Raw genomic sequence first — 17,929 nt, 5'->3', positions numbered from 1 at the left:
TGGAAGAAAAAGTCCAAACACTTGATATGGTTGAAATCCTGGAACGATCATTATGAAACTGCAGAAGCGTTTACCGCCCGTTGCCTTGCATGGTGGTTTTTTGCTGTTGTACTTACATAAAACATAAAGGAAGGAGTATATTAAAAGATTAAAAATTAAGATAATATAGAAAAGAGGAGTTTTTGAATAAATGGAGGGAGGAAACTAGGCATGTCGATGTTCGATATTTTGCTTCAGCATGTGGAACACCAACCGGAGAAAGCGGTTACCATTCATGAGGGACAAGAAACAAGCTATCTTCAATTAACACAGATGGCACGCCGATTGGGAGGCTATTTTCGAAGCAAAGGGTTGAATCAAGGAGACGTAGTCGCATTACTGCTTGGCAATTCCGATATGTTCGTTACTTGCTATTTTGCCTGCCAGGCGGCTGGCGTAAGCGTACTGCCCATCAATACCCGACTTGTGCCTAGAGAAATCGAATACATCCTTAACCATTCCGGGGCGAAGTTGCTTGTCTATGGACCGGAATTCGGTGAAACAGTAGAAGAGTTGCTACCCTCTATCCCTCTTATCCAACAATTTATTTATGTGGAAGGTCCTGAAACGCTGCGCGGTATACCTATTCGCCAGGCTATTCATGAAAGCGATGAATTGGCCGTCACATCTTTCCATGATAATGATACCGCTGTTATTTTTTATACATCGGGAACGACCGGAAAACCGAAAGGGGTCATGCTTTCCCATAATAATTGCAAAGCTATCGCTAAAATGTGGAAAGAAGCGATGGAACTGGAGAAGTCAGAACGGGTTCTCATTGTCGCTCCGCTGTTCCATTGTGCCGCTGCCCATGTATTTATGCTGCCGACTATACAGGCGGGAGGCACGCTTGTTATCGAAAAAGGATTTAGCCCAAAGCAGGCGATGGAAGCGATACAGCACTATGATATTACGGTGTTTTTCGGCGTACCGGCTATGTATACGCTGCTGTTGAACCAGCCTGATCTGCATACGATTCATGTTCCGCACCTCCGCATGCTGACATACGGGGCGGCACCTATGCCATATGAATTAATTAAGAAAGTAAAGCAAATTTTTCCGCAGGTAAAGGTACAAAATTTATACGGACAAACCGAGAATGCACCGGGCGCTACTACGTTAAAAGACCCGTATGCGTTAAGTAAAATCGGTTCAGTTGGCCAGCCGCTTCCAGGATGCCAGGTGCGCATTGTTGACGACGAAGGTTTTGAGGTTCCGATTGGCGAAGTTGGGGAAATTGTCGTCAAAGGTCCTCATGTCATGAAAGGGTACCTCAACAATCCAGAGGCGACCGCGTTTGCTATGCGAGACGGCTGGATGTTAAGCGGAGATTTGGGGCGTATGGATGACGAAGGATTTCTCTATATTGTAGATCGAAAGAAAGATATGATTATTCGTGGCGGCGAAAACATTTATCCGATCGAGGTGGAGGAAGTACTATTTGAGATTCCGATTGTGCTTGAAGCGGCGGTTATCGGTATGCCGCATGAAGTATATGGTGAGGTGCCGAAAGCATGCGTTGTCATAAAAGATGGAAACGCATTGACAGAAGAAGAAGTCATCGCGTTTTGTGAAGAACGGCTGGCCAAGTACAAAGTGCCATTCCATGTGGAATTCCTCGATGCCTTGCCGCGTAATGCAAGCGGAAAAGTATTGAAAACAGTGTTGCGAGGGCAGGAAGGCACATAATATAAACGGTATGGCTTGACGATAGGAACGCAGTCTGCTATTTGAGATCTTGTTTGCAGATATATTAATGTAAGACGGGATTTTTAGTCAATCACGTTCGCATTTTTGACTGATGGAGGTACGCAATCCTGCGTACCTCTATTTTTGTTATTTGCATAAGTGCTTGTGGTAAAAATGAACTATTTATGTTTCTATCTATTGAAATATTTATGTAAGAGATGTAAAGTTTTCCTGGTAACTTAATCATATATATTATATTGGCAAACCTTCCGAAAGGGAGGGACGCAAAGCTATGGGCCTACGGTTTTTTTACTATGGCTGCCAAGTTGCATGTATGGAAACAATTCCTGGTTGCTTTGTGTGCTGATATACAGGGATTGTTTTTTTGTTGGGGAGTGAAAGCCTGGATTCATAATTATTTAGTCGATTTTCAATTAAAGATTTGGAAATAGCACCATATGCACCAGGAGGGGTATTCGTGAAGAGGATTAGAAACTCGGCAAGTGCGAAGATTATTATTACTTCACTTGTCATACTGCTTGCTTTTGGGGTTTTAAGCAGTGTTGCAACTTATTTGATGATTAAGAACAGTAATTTGAACAGCATGAGCAAGCAATTGAATGATACTGCAGCCATTCTGGCAGAAGAAGCTAATATCGAACAGGTTCGTTCGATTGTGAACCAGCCGAATGATAAAAACCCTGATGTATTGCAGGCGACCAAAGAAATGGATCAGATCATGAGACATTCAGAGATTATTGATAATCTGTATTTAATCTCATATAAGAACGGTCAGTTTTACAACGTTTCAATGAGTACAAGTTTGCGAAATTTAGATGTACCATACAATCAGAACATGGGAGAAGCAGGGATTTCACAGGAGCTGCTCACCTTGATGAAGCTGTCGTTTGAACAGAAAAAAATCCAGGCGACACATGTATATGGAGACGGGTATGGCCAATATAAAACCGGCATGGCACCTATCATAGATGAAAACAATAACGTAATAGCCCTTTATGTTGTTGATTACGATGTATCCCAAGTAACACAAAAAGCTTGGAATGAAGCAAGCACTATCCTGTATATCACATTACTTTTTGTGATTATTTGCGGATTGCTTACTTATTTCATTATTAAACGTATGATTGCACCTATTAACTATCTTTCAGAAAAGGCACGTAAAATATCTGAAGGTGATCTAGACATCGAGGTAATAGAGTTGAAAAGCCGGGATGAAATCGGAGCGTTGGGCAATAGCTTCCAGCTAATGGTTTCTAATCTGCGCGACATTATTCATAATGTAGCAGGTGTGTCTTCCCGCATTTCCGAGTTGTCAGTACGCCTGTCATCAGAAATTAAAGATACTGTTCAAGAGAATCAGCAGATATCTGCTGCGATTCAGGAAATTGCGAGCGGAACAGAAATGCAGGTAGGAAGCGCGGAGTCGAGTTCACAGGCGACGCATGAGCTTTCGTCGGGGATTCAGCATATTGCAGCGGCATCAGGCAGCATTTCCGAAGCCTCGATAACAATGGCTGAGGAAGCGGCAGAAGGAAATGCGATTACCTTGAAGGTCATTGAGCAAATGAAAACAATTAGCCATTACGTGGATCAGTCGGCTTCAGATGTAAAATCACTGGGCGGTCATTCTCAGGAAATTAGCAAAATTGTTGAGATGATTACCCAGATTTCCTCCCAAACGAATTTGCTTGCGCTTAATGCTGCCATCGAAGCTGCGCGTGCCGGCGAACACGGAAAAGGATTTGCTGTGGTAGCAGACGAGGTCAGGAAGCTGGCCGAACAATCCACACAATCGGCTCAGCAAATTGCAAATCTGGTGCAAGAAATTCAGAGCGGAACGTCAAATTCCATCATTTCGATGAATCATATGGTTGAAGAAGTAAAGGTAGGAATGGAAATCGTTCAAAAAGCTGGTATGGCCTTTGAGCATATTCTTGAAGCCATTCGGGGAATTACTACACAAATTCAGGAGGTATCCGCTGCATCCGAGGAGATGGCTGCCAGTTCCCAGCAGGTAACGGCGTCTATAGAATCCATGGCCGAAATCGCCCAGGAATCCGCCGAGAATACATCTGCTGTTTCGTCTTCATCTATAAGACAGTTGGCATCCATGCAGGAAGTTGCCAAAGAAGCCGAGTCTCTTGATGCACTCGTTAACGAACTCAGGAAGACGATTAAACGCTTCAATATATAGCTTCTAAAAAACGACGAATCGATGATTAGTATCCATACAGCAACGTTAGAGACATGAAAATAAGAAAAAGGTGATGGAGTGATGAAAGTGCGTGAAAACGAAGGGAGCATGGAACGGTACTGGTTTGACAGGCTAATCGGACCTTTGCCTGTAGTCGGAATCCCGTCTGATTTTCCGCGATCTTCTGTCCGTGGTTTTGAGAAAGAAGCAGTGAGCGTTTCTATACGAGGCTCATGGGCGCAAAAAGTACGGAACGTATGCAAAGATAAGGGTGTTTCAATAGAAGCTTTTATGTTATCCGCCTATTTCGTTTGGCTGTATCGCCTTACACATGAGGAAGATATCATTGTGGGTGTACAGCTTTTTTCCGGAGAGGGAGACAAAGATGAGCTTACGTTGCCAATCCGTATTTCCCTTACAGGAATAGAGAGTTTCGAGTGCTTAACCACACAAGTAAAAGCACGATTGTCAGAAGCGATAGAGCACCGGTCGGAGTTTCGTACTTATAGGGATAACAGAACAGAAGAAAATGAAGAGAATGCGGGCATCGTTTATCCCGCGATTTTTGTCATGGGTGAGACAACATACGAAGAGCTGCCAGCACCTATCGTATGGAATGTAGATATGCATACCCGTCATCAAATAGAAACGACTTTCAATAACAAGGTATTCACAAGGGCATCCATTCATCGTTTCATTGAGCAATACGAGAATATTCTTGAGGCTGTGACGCTGCAGCCTTCCGCACATTTTCGCGAGATTGATATATTAAGCGAAGAGGAATGCAAGCTGTACCGAAAGCTAAACGATACAAAAGAGAATTTTCCATTCGATAAAACACTTTCCTCCATGTTTGTGGAAGCTGCCAGGCAATTTTCTTCCCATATTGCCCTTTCGTCAGACAAAGGGCAGCTCACGTATGAAGAGCTAAACGGCAAATCCAATCAGGTTGCCCGTATGCTGCGTGCCCACGGCTTAAAACAAGGTGATTTTGTTGCCCTGTTTATGGAGCGGAGCATAGAAACCGTGGTTGGTCTTTTGGGGATTATGAAAGCCGGGGGTGTCTATGTACCGATCGATCCGGAATATCCCGGATCGCGTATCGAGTATATGATTGAGGATAGCCGTGCTACTTTTATCGTAACGAAAGCAGAGTTTATGGGCACGCTTGATAAAAGCACACATTCCTGCCAGCATGAAGCTCAAGTACTTTGTCTCGATGATACGCAATTGGTACAGTATTCTGATGAGAACGTTGCTGCCTATCCGAAGGCAACAGACCCTGCGTATATGATTTATACGTCCGGTTCTACCGGTCGTCCAAAAGGAACGGTTATTGTTCACCAAAGTGCAGTAAATTTGCTCGTCTATTTGCGAAAGCCGTATGAGTGTATGCCGGATGACGTTTTTCTGCAATTCGCTTCGTATAGCTTTGATGCCTCCATTGCCGAGACGTTCTCCGCTTTGTTCTGGGGAGCGCGTTTGCACCTGTTGTCCAATATGGAGCGTGTGGCAATCGAAGAATTTGCTAATGCTGCCGAAAGAGTGAAGGCGACGGGCGCTTTGGCCCTGCCGACCGCTTTCTTTAAACAAATCGCGGCGTATCTTGAGGACAACAGCATTCGTAAATTGCGGACCATAAAACGAATCATTGTAGCAGGAGAAGCGTTGACAGGTGAAACAGTGCGCCTATGGCAAAAACGGTTCGGGCTTGATATTAACATTTTCAATGCATATGGACCGACCGAATGCACGGTAGGTACGACAATATATCTCGTTGAAAAAGAGGTTCCTTCGGAGCAGGTTTATATTCCGATTGGAAAGCCATATGATAATTATGAAACGTATATTATCGATCCAAATGGAAAACTTTGCCCAATTCATGTGCCTGGCGAATTGTATATTGGAGGAGCGGGACTAGCCAAAGAATACCTGAACAAGCCGGACAAGACGGCAGAAGCCTTTATACCACACCTATTCTCGGATGCGCCGGGAGCACGGCTGTACAAATCGGGGGATATTGTACGTCTGCTTGCTGATGGCAATATCGAGTATGTAGGACGTAAAGATAACCAGGTGAAAATCCGGGGACATCGCATTGAGATGGACGAGATTGAGGACGCTTTTGCCAAGCAGCAGGATGTTGAACATGTGGCTGTTGTCGCGAAGACGGCGGATGACGGAAATAAGCGTCTAGTAGCCTATTACAGCGCATGCAGCGCGTATCCGCTGGACGAGGGAAATATCCGGAAATTTCTTGCCCAATCCTTGCCTGCATACATGATTCCTGAGCAATTCATCTATTTAGAAAATATGCCGGTTTCCCCGACAGGCAAAATTGACCGCAAGCTTCTGGCTGCACGGGAAGATAAAATTTCGCTTGGAAGAGACAGCGGCGAAGCACCGCAGAGCGAGACGGAAAAGCGAATGGCAGAAGCGTGGGAGCAAGTTCTTGGGATTGGTGAAATAGGGGTTAACGATGATTTCTTTGACATTGGCGGACATTCTTTGAAAATCATTAGCATTCTCGTATTGCTAAAACCGCATTTTCCTTCCTTGAAAATACAGGACTTCTTCCGCTATCGTACAATTGCTGCATTGGCGGAATATGTAGAACAAGCAGCAGAAAAGGAAATGAAGCCTGTGCGGTCCTTGGCTGACAGAAAACATGGATATAAAGATTTAATTGAACCGCCGGCCCTTAAGGGGGCAAGGGTTGAGCACCGAAAAGCGATGGAGCATGTTCTGGTTACCGGAGGAACCGGTTATCTTGGAGCGCATATCGTGCACGAGCTTTTGCAACGAACAGAAGCTATCGTCTATTGCCTTACACGAGGTTCAGATAAACATTCACCTGAACAGCGCCTTATGGATACACTGAGCTTCTATTTTCCTGATGTGGATTTATCTGTATTTGAGAAGCGAATGATTGCTGTTGAGGGAGATTTGGGGGAGCCAAATCTTAGTCTGATGCCGGATATGCGCTCTGAATTGGCGGATAAAATTGATACGGTCATTCATTGTGCAGCCGATGTACGCCACTTCGGAGATGCAGAACATTTTGAGAAGATAAATGTGAGAGGAACATCGCTTTTACTAGATATGATTCGTGGTAAGCAGGGTGCGCATTTTCATCATATTTCAACCGTGAGTGTTCCTGAAGATCTGGCGGCAAGCGGACAATGGGATTATTTTGTCCAGCATGGTGATTTTTCATATGATACGGTACTGGAAAATGAATATTCAAACAGTAAGCTTCGTGCAGAGAATGTTATACGTACGGCGATGAAAGAGGGAATTCCCGCTACAATCCATCGTGTAGGCAATTTGGTTGGACGCGCAAAGACCGGAAAATTCCAGCGCAATATTGAGAGTAACGCGTTCTATCGAATGATGAAGGCGATGTTGCTACTTCGCATTGCTCCTACTGCCGATTGGTATGTCGACTTAACGCCGGTTGATTATGCAAGTCAGGCGATTGTAAATCTTGCCGCTCAACCGGCAATGGAGGGGAGAACCTTCCATATCTGCAATCCTGAACAGATACACTATACAGACTTTATTAATGAATTGCATGCCATCGGCTATGAGGTTGCGTTACTGGAGCCTACAGAATACACAGAGTCATTGTTCAGACTTAACGGTATAAAAGAAAAGGCGGAAGCATTGGAGCTGGCCATGGCACAGCTTGAAGGCGATGGTGCCCGCGATTCAGAATACCGATATATATGCACAAATGCTCAGGAGATTCTTGCAAAGGAAGGCATTTATTGTCCTAAGCCTGACCATGACTTACTTCAGGCATTGGTGGCGCATGCGGTAGAAGTTGGTTACTTCCCGCGTGCAAAAGAATATGTGTTAGCAAGAGAGTGATATGGAAGTCAACTATCCAAAGCTAAAGCAGTGGGCTTGTAAGTAATGCTTATGCACCCATACGTTCGGCTAGTTGACGGTATCAAGCTGTAATTTCGGAAAGAGAAAAATTTTACGTTTTGAGTAAACAGGGAAAAGGCGCACATGTAGGCATTTTCCCTGTTTTTATATGAAAATTACCGTAAAGTGCGATAAATCCAGACAGCTAGCCGCAAGGAAACGGCATCCTGGGATATCTGCGGGTCATATCCTGTATCCTGTTTAATTTTTTTTAGCCGATAAATTAATGTATTGCGGTGAATATATAGTTTTTCCGCAGCCTGCCTGATATGTAAGTAGCATTCCATCAGATACGGAAGTAAACACACGATATGCATATTCCTGCTTCGTTTGTTCAGCAATCTGATGGACAAAAGACTTCGTTTCAACTTCTGCATACCTGATACATACTTGTCCCTTTCCCTCTAATAACAGAGCCAGCCTCGCTTCTCCAAATGAAATCCTTTATTATAATAAATACAAGTATTGAAAGCGCTTTAGAAAGGTGTGTACATATGAAAATTGTGATTGCCCCGGATTCTTTTAAAGGCAGTATTTCTGCCTGGGAAGCAGCCGTGGCGATAGAACGCGGGATTAAAAAAGTATTGCCGGAATCAGATACAGTTTTGGTCCCGGTTGCAGACGGCGGAGAAGGAACGATGGACAGTCTTGTCGCTGCGACCGGCGGACATATAATCGAGCATACTGTAACAGGCCCCCTGCACACACCGGTACAGGCTGCCTATGGCATCCTTGGTGACCGGGAAACGTGTGTCATCGAAATGGCCAGTGCATCGGGGCTATACCTTGTTACAACGGAGCAAAGAAATCCGCTTATTACGACGACCTATGGAACGGGCGAGCTTATCAAGAAAGCTCTGGATGCCGGATGCCGCAGGTTTATTTTAGCGATTGGCGGAAGTGCTACCAATGATGGGGGAAGCGGGATGCTTCAGGCTCTCGGGATGAAGCTGCTGAACGATATGGGAGCTGAAATCGGCTTTGGCGGAGGAGAACTAAGAAGGGTTACGGCTATTGATACAGAAGATTTTGATTCGCGGATTGCCCAGGCTGAATTCCTTATTGCAACGGATGTACAAAATCCGCTCATTGGTCCGCATGGCGCTTCTTATGTATTCGGACCGCAAAAAGGAGCAACACCGGAAATGGTAGAGATGCTAGATCGTCATTTAGCTCATTGGGCAGATATGATTGAGTCTAAAACAGGAATCCGACTTCATGAAAGACCTGGTGCAGGAGCAGCAGGTGGCATTGGTGGCGCGTTCCAGGCTTTCTTTCCTGGCCTAACGAAGCGGGGAATTGATATTGTGATTGAGTATACGAAACTAAAAGAAAAAATGAAAGGAGCCGCTCTCGTCTTTACCGGAGAAGGTCAGATTGATTTTCAGACTGCCTTGGGAAAAACCCCGATGGGTGTAGCGCAGGAAGCGCGGAAGTTTGGTATCCCTGTTTTTGCTTTGGCTGGCTCGGTCGGTTCTGGTATTGATGTGCTGTATAAACAAGGGATTCATAGTATTCATAGCATCATCAATGCACCGATGACATTGCAGGCGGCGATGGAGAGGGCAGCCGAATTGTTGACATTTACTGCAGAACAAGTGCTTCGCACCTATCTGGCATCACGCAACTATCGTTAAAAATAGAAGGAGGCTATGTTTTCCATAAAGTATATAGTGCGGTTCTGGCCGAAACACGAAATTTACAAGGATAAGCTTTATTTGATGAAGCGAGAATTTTGTGAGGGCATTTTTTATTTTTGCGAAAGCTTACTAGTTTTTGAGAAGGTGAGAAAAGATAATATGATATCGCTTGGAAATCGTATTACAGTGTAGTAATGGTTGCTTTATTTTTCTAATTGTTGCGAACTATATACATTTGGTTTGATAAATCGACAAACTTTTGTGGTAGGAGGTAAGAAAAGACGGAAGGGCGGGAGCAGTCAGAAAAAGACACACTGGCCTTTCTTCTGCCAGAGCGCATGGCGCATTCAACCTCTTCTTTGTTCGAATCTCCTCCTTCCAACCGTGCTGTCATGTCAAACTATCAAGTGTAACTTATATACTTACATAGTTATAAAGCAGAAGTCGGGATATCTCGGCTTCTTTTTTTGGCGTCATTATTGCTAAAGAATTATAGTGTAAAAATTAAAAAAATTCTTAAATTAAAAAGGGGTTAGGAAACATGTCACGTACTTCTTTATTTCGCCAATTGAAAGCATCTGCCTCTATTGTCAGAGAAGCCACATCAAGAAACACAACAGTGGAACAAGTGATGGAAGAGCGGGCGGAGAGGAATCTTTCGCGACGGGAATTTCTAAAAGGTGCTGTTCTAACGGCTGCCACTCTGGCGGTTCCGTCCGCGATTTGGAATATGGGAACCCGCCTGGTCCATGCGGAAACAGCACCACGCATTGCGATTGTCGGTGCAGGACTTGCTGGCCTTACGTGCGCGTATCGTTTACGGCAAGCCGGTTTTTCAGCGAAGATTTACGAAGCTTCGAATCGGATTGGGGGTCGCTGCTGGAGCATTCGAAACAAGTTTGCTGATGGACAAATTGCCGAACACGGCGGTGAATTGCTTGATTCTAATCATGATGCGATTATTAACCTCGCCAAAGAATTGGGTTTGCAGTTGGATAATGTAATCGAGGCGGAAAAGAAAGGATCAGAGCCTTTATATTATTTTGACGGGAAGCCTTATACGTTTAAAGAGGCTACACAAACATTTCATCACATATGGGATAAGCTGCAAGCCGACGTGACAGCTGTCGACTATCCTACACAATATAATCAATATACGCCGCGAGGCTGGGAGTTGGATCACATATCGATTATTGATTGGATTAATGAGAGCGTACCAGGTGGGATGAATTCGCAATTCGGGAAGCTGCTGGACGTTGCGTACAATACGATGATGGGAGGCGAGTCAAGCGAGCAAAGCGCCCTAAGCCTGCTGTACCTGCTTGGCTATTCCGATAAACATAGATTTGACCTGTATGGTCCCTCAGATGAAATGTATCACATACGTGGTGGGAACGATCAAATAGCGACACGACTGGCAAAAGCGCTGGAAAACCAAATACAAACTTCTTCCCCGCTTGTTGCCATCCGCAAGAATACAGACGACTCGTATCGCCTGTCCTTTACCGGTTCCGGTCCGCAAGAAGTGACGGCAGATATCGTTATTCTTGCTTTACCGTTCTCTGTTTTGCGCATGATTGATTATAGCCGGGCTGGCTTCAGGCCGTTAAAAGAGACAGCGATTGCTGAAATTGGTATGGGGACGAATACGAAGTTAGCACTTCAATTCAATGAACGGATTTGGGAAAAGCTGAACTGCAACGGTGCCACATTTGCGGATACAGGATATCAGCAAACATGGGAGGTGTCACGGTCTCAGCCTGGAAAATCAGGCATTCTGGTGAATTTCACAGGAGGTGATATCGGAGCGAGCTTTAATAGAGGGACGGCCCAGAGCCACGCAAAAGAATTTCTGCGTCAGTTCGAACCGGTTTTGCCGGGTATTTCTGCCAACTGGAATGGCATAGCGACGCTGGATTACTGGACAGGGTACAAATGGACGAACGGCTCTTATTCATATTATAAAGTAGGTCAATACACTAAATTCGCAGGGATCGAACGTGAAGCGGAGGGACAATGTTATTTCGTAGGTGAGCATACATCTCTGGATTCTCAGGGGTATTTAAACGGTGCGGTAGATAGCGCAGAGCTTGCGGCAAAGGCGCTCATAAAGAAGCTAAAAGCAAAAGTTATAGTATAAACGGGGGAGGGATAGTATATGTTGAGCAACATTGGTCCGGCCGGCCTCATCTTAATTATTATTATCGCGCTGATTGTTTTTGGTCCTAAGAAATTGCCGGAGATTGGACGGGCTTTCGGGCAAACGCTGAAAGAGTTCAAAAAGTCGACTCGTGAGTTGGCGTCAGATGATGAGCATGATCATGATCAAAAAACTAAACTTCTGAAGGGAAGCAAATAAGGGTACACAAGACACCTGTAGTGCTTTTGTGAGGTATCGCTTGATTTTATCCCGCATTTGACGGGCAGTAAGACCCCTGTCTTTAAGCTTAGGAAGCAGACATTCGTTCAACTATCATAAAATTTGAACCGGTAAAATATCTGGGTCTTCCGATAGGGAAAACTTATATATTTTGCCGGTTTTTTGCGTTGTTAGGCTACAAGCTAAAAATATATATGTAAAAATTCATAGATGATTCATGATTAAATAATATTCTTACCTTATTTAACTATTTATTAATTCTTTATGTATATGTCTTATAGTACTAAAAACTGCGTGTTTTTTTGGTACAAATATTGCTAGGATAATTTGATTAGAAGATTTATAAAAATAACAATTTTAATTACTTAACTTCTATGAAGAAATACCGATAAAGTATTCGTTAAGCACTATAAAAGAAAGAGGAGCGCATATATGAAAACAATGGGAATAAGAAACAAGCTTTTATCACTATTCATTATTATTGTAATTCTTATTTTAATGACGACTGCGTTTTTGAACTACAAAAGTACGCAGCAGGCAGTAAAAGAATCGATAGGAAACGTGGGTGTCCAAACCGCTTTAAACGTAGCACAGAGCATTGATGTTGCTACCTATGAAAAATTCTTGCAAAATCCGATAGAGGGAAAAGAATATTGGGAGCTACGTAATCAATTAAATGACATTAGAAAGAAAACGGATGCTCTTTATATTACGATTATAAAGGTGGATAATGAAGGCGGTACCATTATGATTGATGGACAGCCAAAAGGTTCAAAGGACGCTAGTCCAATCGGTGAAAAATCATTATCAGAGCCTAAAGTATTCCAACCTGTGCTTCAGGGAAAAACCAATTATACAGACATCATTCATAATGAAAAGTATGGGGATTTTGCATCGGCTGTCGCTCCGCTAAAAAATAGTCAGGGGGAAATTATTGGCGCAGTGGATGTTGATATGAAGGCACAATTCGTAAACTCTGTTGTAAAAGAGGTGGTTTTTTCTAACCTGTCTACACTTTTGATAAGCAGTGTTGTACTTTTATTGTGTACGGGTTTTCTTGTTATTCTTGTTCTTAGAAAAAGTTTACATCCATTACAATTAATTAGTAGACGAGCTGAAAAGATTGCCAAGGGGGATTTTACAGTAGATGCTGAACAGGCGTCCCTTTCTGTTCAAAGTAAGGACGAGATTGGGCATCTTTCCCGTTCGTTTGATGTAATGGAACAAAATATTTCTCATTTGCTTCGACAGGTTTATACAGCAGTTGGGCATGTAGCCTCAGCATCAGACAATGTGTTACATTCTTCTAGTCAAGCCGGTGAAATATCGATGCAGGTTTCCCATACGATTAACGAAGTAGCTATCGGCAATACAAGACAAGCCGATCAGATAAGTAGTATCCTGAATATGATACAGCAGGCAAACCAGCATATTATGCTGGGGCGTGAACAGGCGGATAGAAATGTTCAAAATGCTGTAGAAGCTGTGGCATTATCGGTAGGAGGAAATAAAGCCATTCATGAATCAATCGAGCATTTGGATGTAATTATGCAAGAAACTTCTCGTGCAACGCATTCCATTCAAACATTAGGCACACGTTCAGAGGAGATTGGAGATATTATTAATGTAATTACATCACTTTCCAATCAAACAAATCTCTTAGCTTTAAATGCAGCTATTGAAGCAGCTAGAGCCGGGGAACATGGAAAGGGGTTTGCTGTAGTAGCGGATGAGGTAAGAAAGCTGGCAGAAGAATCGAATAAGGCAGCGGGACGGATTACAGGATTAATTAAAGATATTCAGGGGGAGACATTGGATACGATTCGGATAATGGAGAGTAACAAAGAATCCGTTGAGAATCAGGTTGCAATCATCCGTCAAGGGGGAAGAGCCTTGGAGGACATCTTAAAGAAAGTAAGTCAAACAGAGGCAGAATCTAAAGAAACAAAGAACAATTTACTTGAAATCAGTAAGAATATCGAAGAGGTTCTGTCTTCTATTCAAGAGATTTCGAGTATTACTGAGCAATCTGCTGCAGCTTCCGAAGAAGTGGCCGCTTCCGCCCAGGAACAGACACGTGCCGTGGAAGAGATAGCATCAAATTCAAACGAGATGAAGCTACTTTCAGAAAAGCTGAAAACAGAAGTGAATAAGTTTGTTCTATGAAAATAAAACGTTTATTAACAAAAAACCGACTATCGCTAGTTATAGTCGGTTTTCTTTGTGTAGTTGTGCATGTAACAATTTCGTAACGATTTTAAGATGGTTTATTACTGATTTGTAAGCATTTGATAACCCCTTTTTTGATACGAAGCCGTATGCTATACGTATGATATTGATAAATGGAGGAACCAGGATGTTTGTTAAAAAAGGAATTTCAATACTATGTATGGCCAGTATAACAGTAACAGGGTGCAGTCTTTTTTTGCCGCCGGGAGATATGATTAAGCCGCCTGTATTTGCCTATGCTTCTACGCCAAAGGATGAAAAAGCTTTCCATGTTGTGAGTGAATTTCTACCGCCGAATGCGGAAATTATTAATCCGAAAAATGCTCAGGAGCAAAGAGGGATACAGCTCAAGGATATTAATGGAGATGGAAAAGCCGAAATCATCGCCTTGTATAAGGTAAAAGGGGATGAAGAGCAGCATCGGCTCATCGTTTTACAGGAAGAGGAAGGCGAAGGGTGGAGCAAGCTGTTGGATTACCGTGCGGAAGGGTATACTGCGGATTTTTTTAAGTTTGCCGATATCACGAATGATGGAAAAGATGACATTCTCATTGGCTGGCGGCTTGGCAGTACGACATGCGGCTTGGATATATTCACATGGAAAGATAACCAGTTAAAAAAAATAGCAAGTGATTATTACAGCAAAATAGAACTTGGAGCGGTGTCGGGGCCAAACAAAAAACAGGACGATAGGGTGGCAATTGCATTATGGAAGCATGATACAGGCGAAGCTTTTGAGGTGGATGTTTTGGCATGGGATGGTACGAAGCTTGCACCAGCACCAGAAGCCTATCCGCATTACTTTAAAAAAGTAGTTTTATATTATGAACAGAAGGTAAAGGAGATGCCAGATGCAGCCTTTTATTGGTACTATCTTGCTGATGCGCAAGTAAAGGCTGGTCAGCCTGAAAGTGGTGTTAAGTCTATCGAAAAAGCATTATCTATCAAACCTAGCTATTATCCTGAGAATAGTCAATTAGAAAACGTGAAAAGGGCAGCCTTGTCTATGATTGAAAGCCAGAAAAAAGAGGAAAGTCCTAAAAAATAATTGAAGTTGTTAGATTTACATACATTCATTCAAAATGAAAACGATCGTGTGTTAACTATCGTGCAGATTGAGACGGAACAAGCGGTACACAATTTGGATGAGATAGTAGCTGTAGAAAATGCAAGGGCAATGGGTGAACATATGCTCAAAGGATTTGAGCGATTGCAGCAGGAACATTAAATAGTAGGAGAAATAAGAGGATTAGGGTTGATGGGGCAAGCGAATTGATGAAAGATAAGGCGACGATGGAACACCTGCGTGCGATACAAGGAACGCAGGTGTTTTGTTTTTGAGCAGGTGTTTCGGTCAGGGAGAAACGGTGTAATTCAACGTGTATTGTTACGTAGATTGGAATGCGATTGGGTAGTCCATACTTTATATTGGCAGGTGTTTTTTGTACAATGAAGAGGCTAAGGGGAGATTCTCTATATGGAGCAGCAATTGCATGACCTGTTTGTTCACTATGGTTATCTTGGAATTATAATAGCTCTCGTGGGAGGCATTGTTGGTCTGCCTCTGCCAGATGAGGTTTTGCTCACGTTTGTGGGCTATAACGTATATCGAGGGAAGATGCTATATATTTTGGCTTTATTGAGTGCTTGTACCGGAACAATAATCGGAATTACATTTAGCTATTTTCTAGGGATGAAGTTAGGAATCCCTTTTTTGAGAAAGTTTGGACCTAAAATCCATATTACGGAAAAGAAAATCGAACGTACACACCAGCTCTTCGAAAAATTCGGCCCCTTTCTGCTTTTCATCGGATATTTTATTCCGGGAATCCGGCACCTTACTGCTTATTTGGCAGGCATCTCCTGCTTAGAAGTACGCAAGTTCTGCTTATATGCTTACAGCGGCGGGATAGTATGGAGCTTTACCTTTATTACACTGGGAAAAATGATGGGTGAAGAATGGAAGAGGGTGGCATGGTCTATTCATCATTACGGCGTGTATGTTTTTGTTTTTATTCTGATTTTGCTGCTTCTTATTTTTATTTATGTAAAGTACAGGCGAAAAGTGAAGCGTTGTAAAAGTGAATAGCTGACAAATTATAGCTGCACAAGCAATTTAATCGAGGTAGTAGATAAACCTATTCATTTATTGAACGAATAGGTTTATTTTACTTTGCGCTATTCATTCATCAGCAGGTCTGCAAGGAATTTTTCCCTGTGTTGTAGGAAGTACTTTGTAATTTGATAATGATCAGTCGCTTCATACTGTATTTCTTCAATACATCCATTATCAAAACTCAGTATGGTCGCGTTTGGATAGCCCAATAAAATTGGAGAGTGAGTAGCAATTATAAACTGGCTATCGCCTTTTGAAACTAAATCATGAAGGACCTTTAAAAATGCCAATTGCTTTGCGGGAGAAAGGGCTGCCTCTGGTTCATCTAATAAATATATCGCTTTTCCTTTAAAACGATGTAAAAACAAAGACAAAAAAGACTCACCATGTGATTGCTTATGAAGGGAGCGTCCTCCGTAATCCTTAAATCCTTTGGTGTCTACCTGATCAATATGGGAAGCGAAATGATAAAAAGATTCTGCCCGCAGAAAAAAACCATTTGTTATCTTTGGAAGCCATGAAAGCCTAATATACTCACCAAGTGCAGATTCAGAGGCATGGACTTCATAATGATTATTTCTCCCGCCACCAGCAGTATTAAATTCACATTTATCTGCAATGGCTTCCAACAACGTAGATTTTCCTGAACCATTTTCCCCTACAAAAAACAGTACATTACTTCGAAAATCAAGTTCATGCAAGGTTTTAATAGACGGTATGGAGAAAGGGTAATGCTCGTAGGATGCAATATTTTCTCGAAGAAGTGTTACCTTTTTTAAAAACATGGAATCACCTCAGAATTTAGTTTCCTAGTAAAATAAGAACGTATGATCTAATTATAATTAGGGAATAGTATCCAATCAACGAATTTTTCAACAGTAACGTGTTTGTGGAATTTGAACTCTTTTGTTTTTTATAGTATAATCCAATGTACCAATCATCCTATGTTTGGAGGTATATGCGTGAAACTGAGGCAAGCAACTCGTTTGACTTTAGTAGATCAGGTTGTTGCTCAAATGGATGAGCTTATTCAGTCAGGTGAATGGCCTGTGGGAAAACGAATTCCGGCGGAGCCAGAACTCGTAAATCAGCTTGGGGTAAGTCGAAATACTGTGCGGGAGGCTGTGCGGGCGCTCGTCCACACGGGTCTTTTAGAAACCCGTCAAGGAGACGGAACATACGTATGTTCATCGAGCGAGCTTGGTGCCGCATTATTGCGTCGACTGCAGCGCTCCACCATTGTAGAAACATTGGAAGTACGGTATGCCCTTGAACAGGAGGCGGCACGCCTGGCTGCCGCACGGCGTACACCAGAGGACATTGAGGCTTTGCGGGAATGTTTGGCAAGCTGCAGCGCAGCGAAAGATGTAGAAGCGTATATTCAGGCGGACATGAAGCTGCACCAGGCTATCGTGAATTCCACGCATAACCGTTTTCTAGCTGATTTATATGAACATATGAACGAAGCCATAAAGGTTTCCATCGGCAGTACAGTAGAGTACACCGTTCTTTCGGAGTTGCACGAAGACATGCAACTGCATGACAAAGTCCATAGTGATTTAGTTACCGCTATTATTGATGGGGAGCCGGAAGCTTCTGCAGGCGCTGTTCGTGCACACATTCAATTATCTCAGGACGTTCTGCTAGAAAAAGACAATAAGGAGCATTCCTGTAATGAATGAAAATGC

13 protein-coding genes and 1 riboswitch are annotated in these 17,929 nt (G+C 43.0%); of the genes, 11 read left to right on the top strand and 2 right to left on the bottom strand.

Going from position 1 to position 17,929, the window contains the following annotated elements:
* The first annotated feature begins 210 nt into the window (after nucleotides 1–210).
* The 3 genes from HMPREF0083_RS06215 (at nucleotide 211) to HMPREF0083_RS06205 (ending at nucleotide 7,816) form a co-directional block, all read left to right on the top strand.
* Nucleotides 211–1,728: a class I adenylate-forming enzyme family protein gene (locus tag HMPREF0083_RS06215; RefSeq protein WP_040301696.1), complete on the top strand. Its 1,518-nt coding sequence runs from the start codon at nucleotides 211–213 to the stop codon at nucleotides 1,726–1,728.
* Nucleotides 1,729–1,977: 249 nt separating this feature from the next.
* A riboswitch (cyclic di-GMP riboswitch) is annotated at nucleotides 1,978–2,062 on the top strand.
* Nucleotides 2,063–2,206: 144 nt separating this feature from the next.
* Entirely contained in the window at nucleotides 2,207–3,943 is a 1,737-nt protein-coding gene (locus tag HMPREF0083_RS06210; RefSeq protein WP_040301694.1) for a methyl-accepting chemotaxis protein, read from the top strand.
* 81 nt (nucleotides 3,944–4,024) lie between these two features.
* Nucleotides 4,025–7,816 carry a non-ribosomal peptide synthetase family protein gene (locus tag HMPREF0083_RS06205; RefSeq protein WP_021620294.1) on the top strand — a complete coding sequence of 1,264 codons (3,792 nt, stop codon included), beginning with the start codon at nucleotides 4,025–4,027 and terminating at the stop codon, nucleotides 7,814–7,816.
* Nucleotides 7,817–7,992: 176 nt separating this feature from the next.
* Here HMPREF0083_RS06205 and HMPREF0083_RS30105 read toward each other — a convergent pair whose 3' ends face one another.
* Nucleotides 7,993–8,163, bottom strand: coding sequence for a helix-turn-helix domain-containing protein (locus HMPREF0083_RS30105; RefSeq protein WP_081696013.1), 171 nt, complete (start codon nucleotides 8,161–8,163; stop codon nucleotides 7,993–7,995).
* A 207-nt stretch (nucleotides 8,164–8,370) separates the two neighbouring features.
* On the opposite strand from HMPREF0083_RS30105, the gene HMPREF0083_RS06195 reads away from it, so the two are divergent.
* The 7 genes from HMPREF0083_RS06195 to HMPREF0083_RS06160 all read left to right on the top strand — a co-directional run bounded on the left by HMPREF0083_RS06195 (nucleotide 8,371) and on the right by HMPREF0083_RS06160 (nucleotide 16,214).
* Nucleotides 8,371–9,513, top strand: coding sequence for a glycerate kinase (locus HMPREF0083_RS06195; RefSeq protein WP_040301693.1), 1,143 nt, complete (start codon nucleotides 8,371–8,373; stop codon nucleotides 9,511–9,513).
* Nucleotides 9,514–10,057: 544 nt separating this feature from the next.
* Nucleotides 10,058–11,656: a flavin monoamine oxidase family protein gene (locus HMPREF0083_RS06185; protein WP_040301691.1), complete on the top strand. Its 1,599-nt coding sequence runs from the start codon at nucleotides 10,058–10,060 to the stop codon at nucleotides 11,654–11,656.
* An 18-nt stretch (nucleotides 11,657–11,674) separates the two neighbouring features.
* Nucleotides 11,675–11,875, top strand: a complete 201-nt coding sequence (locus HMPREF0083_RS06180; RefSeq protein WP_021620288.1) for a twin-arginine translocase TatA/TatE family subunit — start codon at nucleotides 11,675–11,677, stop codon at nucleotides 11,873–11,875.
* Between the two features lie 453 nt (nucleotides 11,876–12,328).
* Nucleotides 12,329–14,062 (top strand): methyl-accepting chemotaxis protein, encoded by a 1,734-nt coding sequence (locus HMPREF0083_RS06175; RefSeq protein ID WP_021620287.1) that lies wholly within the window; start codon nucleotides 12,329–12,331, stop codon nucleotides 14,060–14,062.
* Between the two features lie 190 nt (nucleotides 14,063–14,252).
* Nucleotides 14,253–15,173: an FG-GAP repeat domain-containing protein gene (locus HMPREF0083_RS06170; RefSeq protein WP_051354555.1), complete on the top strand. Its 921-nt coding sequence runs from the start codon at nucleotides 14,253–14,255 to the stop codon at nucleotides 15,171–15,173.
* A complete protein-coding gene (locus tag HMPREF0083_RS06165; RefSeq protein ID WP_021620285.1) occupies nucleotides 15,174–15,353 on the top strand; it encodes an aldolase/citrate lyase family protein in 180 nt (59 codons plus the stop codon).
* Between the two features lie 249 nt (nucleotides 15,354–15,602).
* Nucleotides 15,603–16,214 (top strand): DedA family protein, encoded by a 612-nt coding sequence (locus HMPREF0083_RS06160; protein ID WP_021620284.1) that lies wholly within the window; start codon nucleotides 15,603–15,605, stop codon nucleotides 16,212–16,214.
* An 89-nt stretch (nucleotides 16,215–16,303) separates the two neighbouring features.
* Here the strand turns inward: HMPREF0083_RS06160 and HMPREF0083_RS06155 are convergent, their stop codons facing one another.
* Nucleotides 16,304–17,026 carry an AAA family ATPase gene (locus HMPREF0083_RS06155; protein ID WP_021620283.1) on the bottom strand — a complete coding sequence of 241 codons (723 nt, stop codon included), beginning with the start codon at nucleotides 17,024–17,026 and terminating at the stop codon, nucleotides 16,304–16,306.
* A 177-nt stretch (nucleotides 17,027–17,203) separates the two neighbouring features.
* On the opposite strand from HMPREF0083_RS06155, the gene HMPREF0083_RS06150 reads away from it, so the two are divergent.
* Nucleotides 17,204–17,923, top strand: a complete 720-nt coding sequence (locus HMPREF0083_RS06150; RefSeq protein ID WP_040301690.1) for a FadR/GntR family transcriptional regulator — start codon at nucleotides 17,204–17,206, stop codon at nucleotides 17,921–17,923.
* Nucleotides 17,924–17,929: the final 6 nt, after the last annotated feature.

This window comes from Aneurinibacillus aneurinilyticus ATCC 12856, from assembly GCF_000466385.1.
GTDB lineage: Bacteria > Bacillota > Bacilli > Aneurinibacillales > Aneurinibacillaceae > Aneurinibacillus > Aneurinibacillus aneurinilyticus.
Note: the sequence above shows the minus strand (reverse complement) of the source record. Positions and strands in the feature narration are given on the sequence as shown.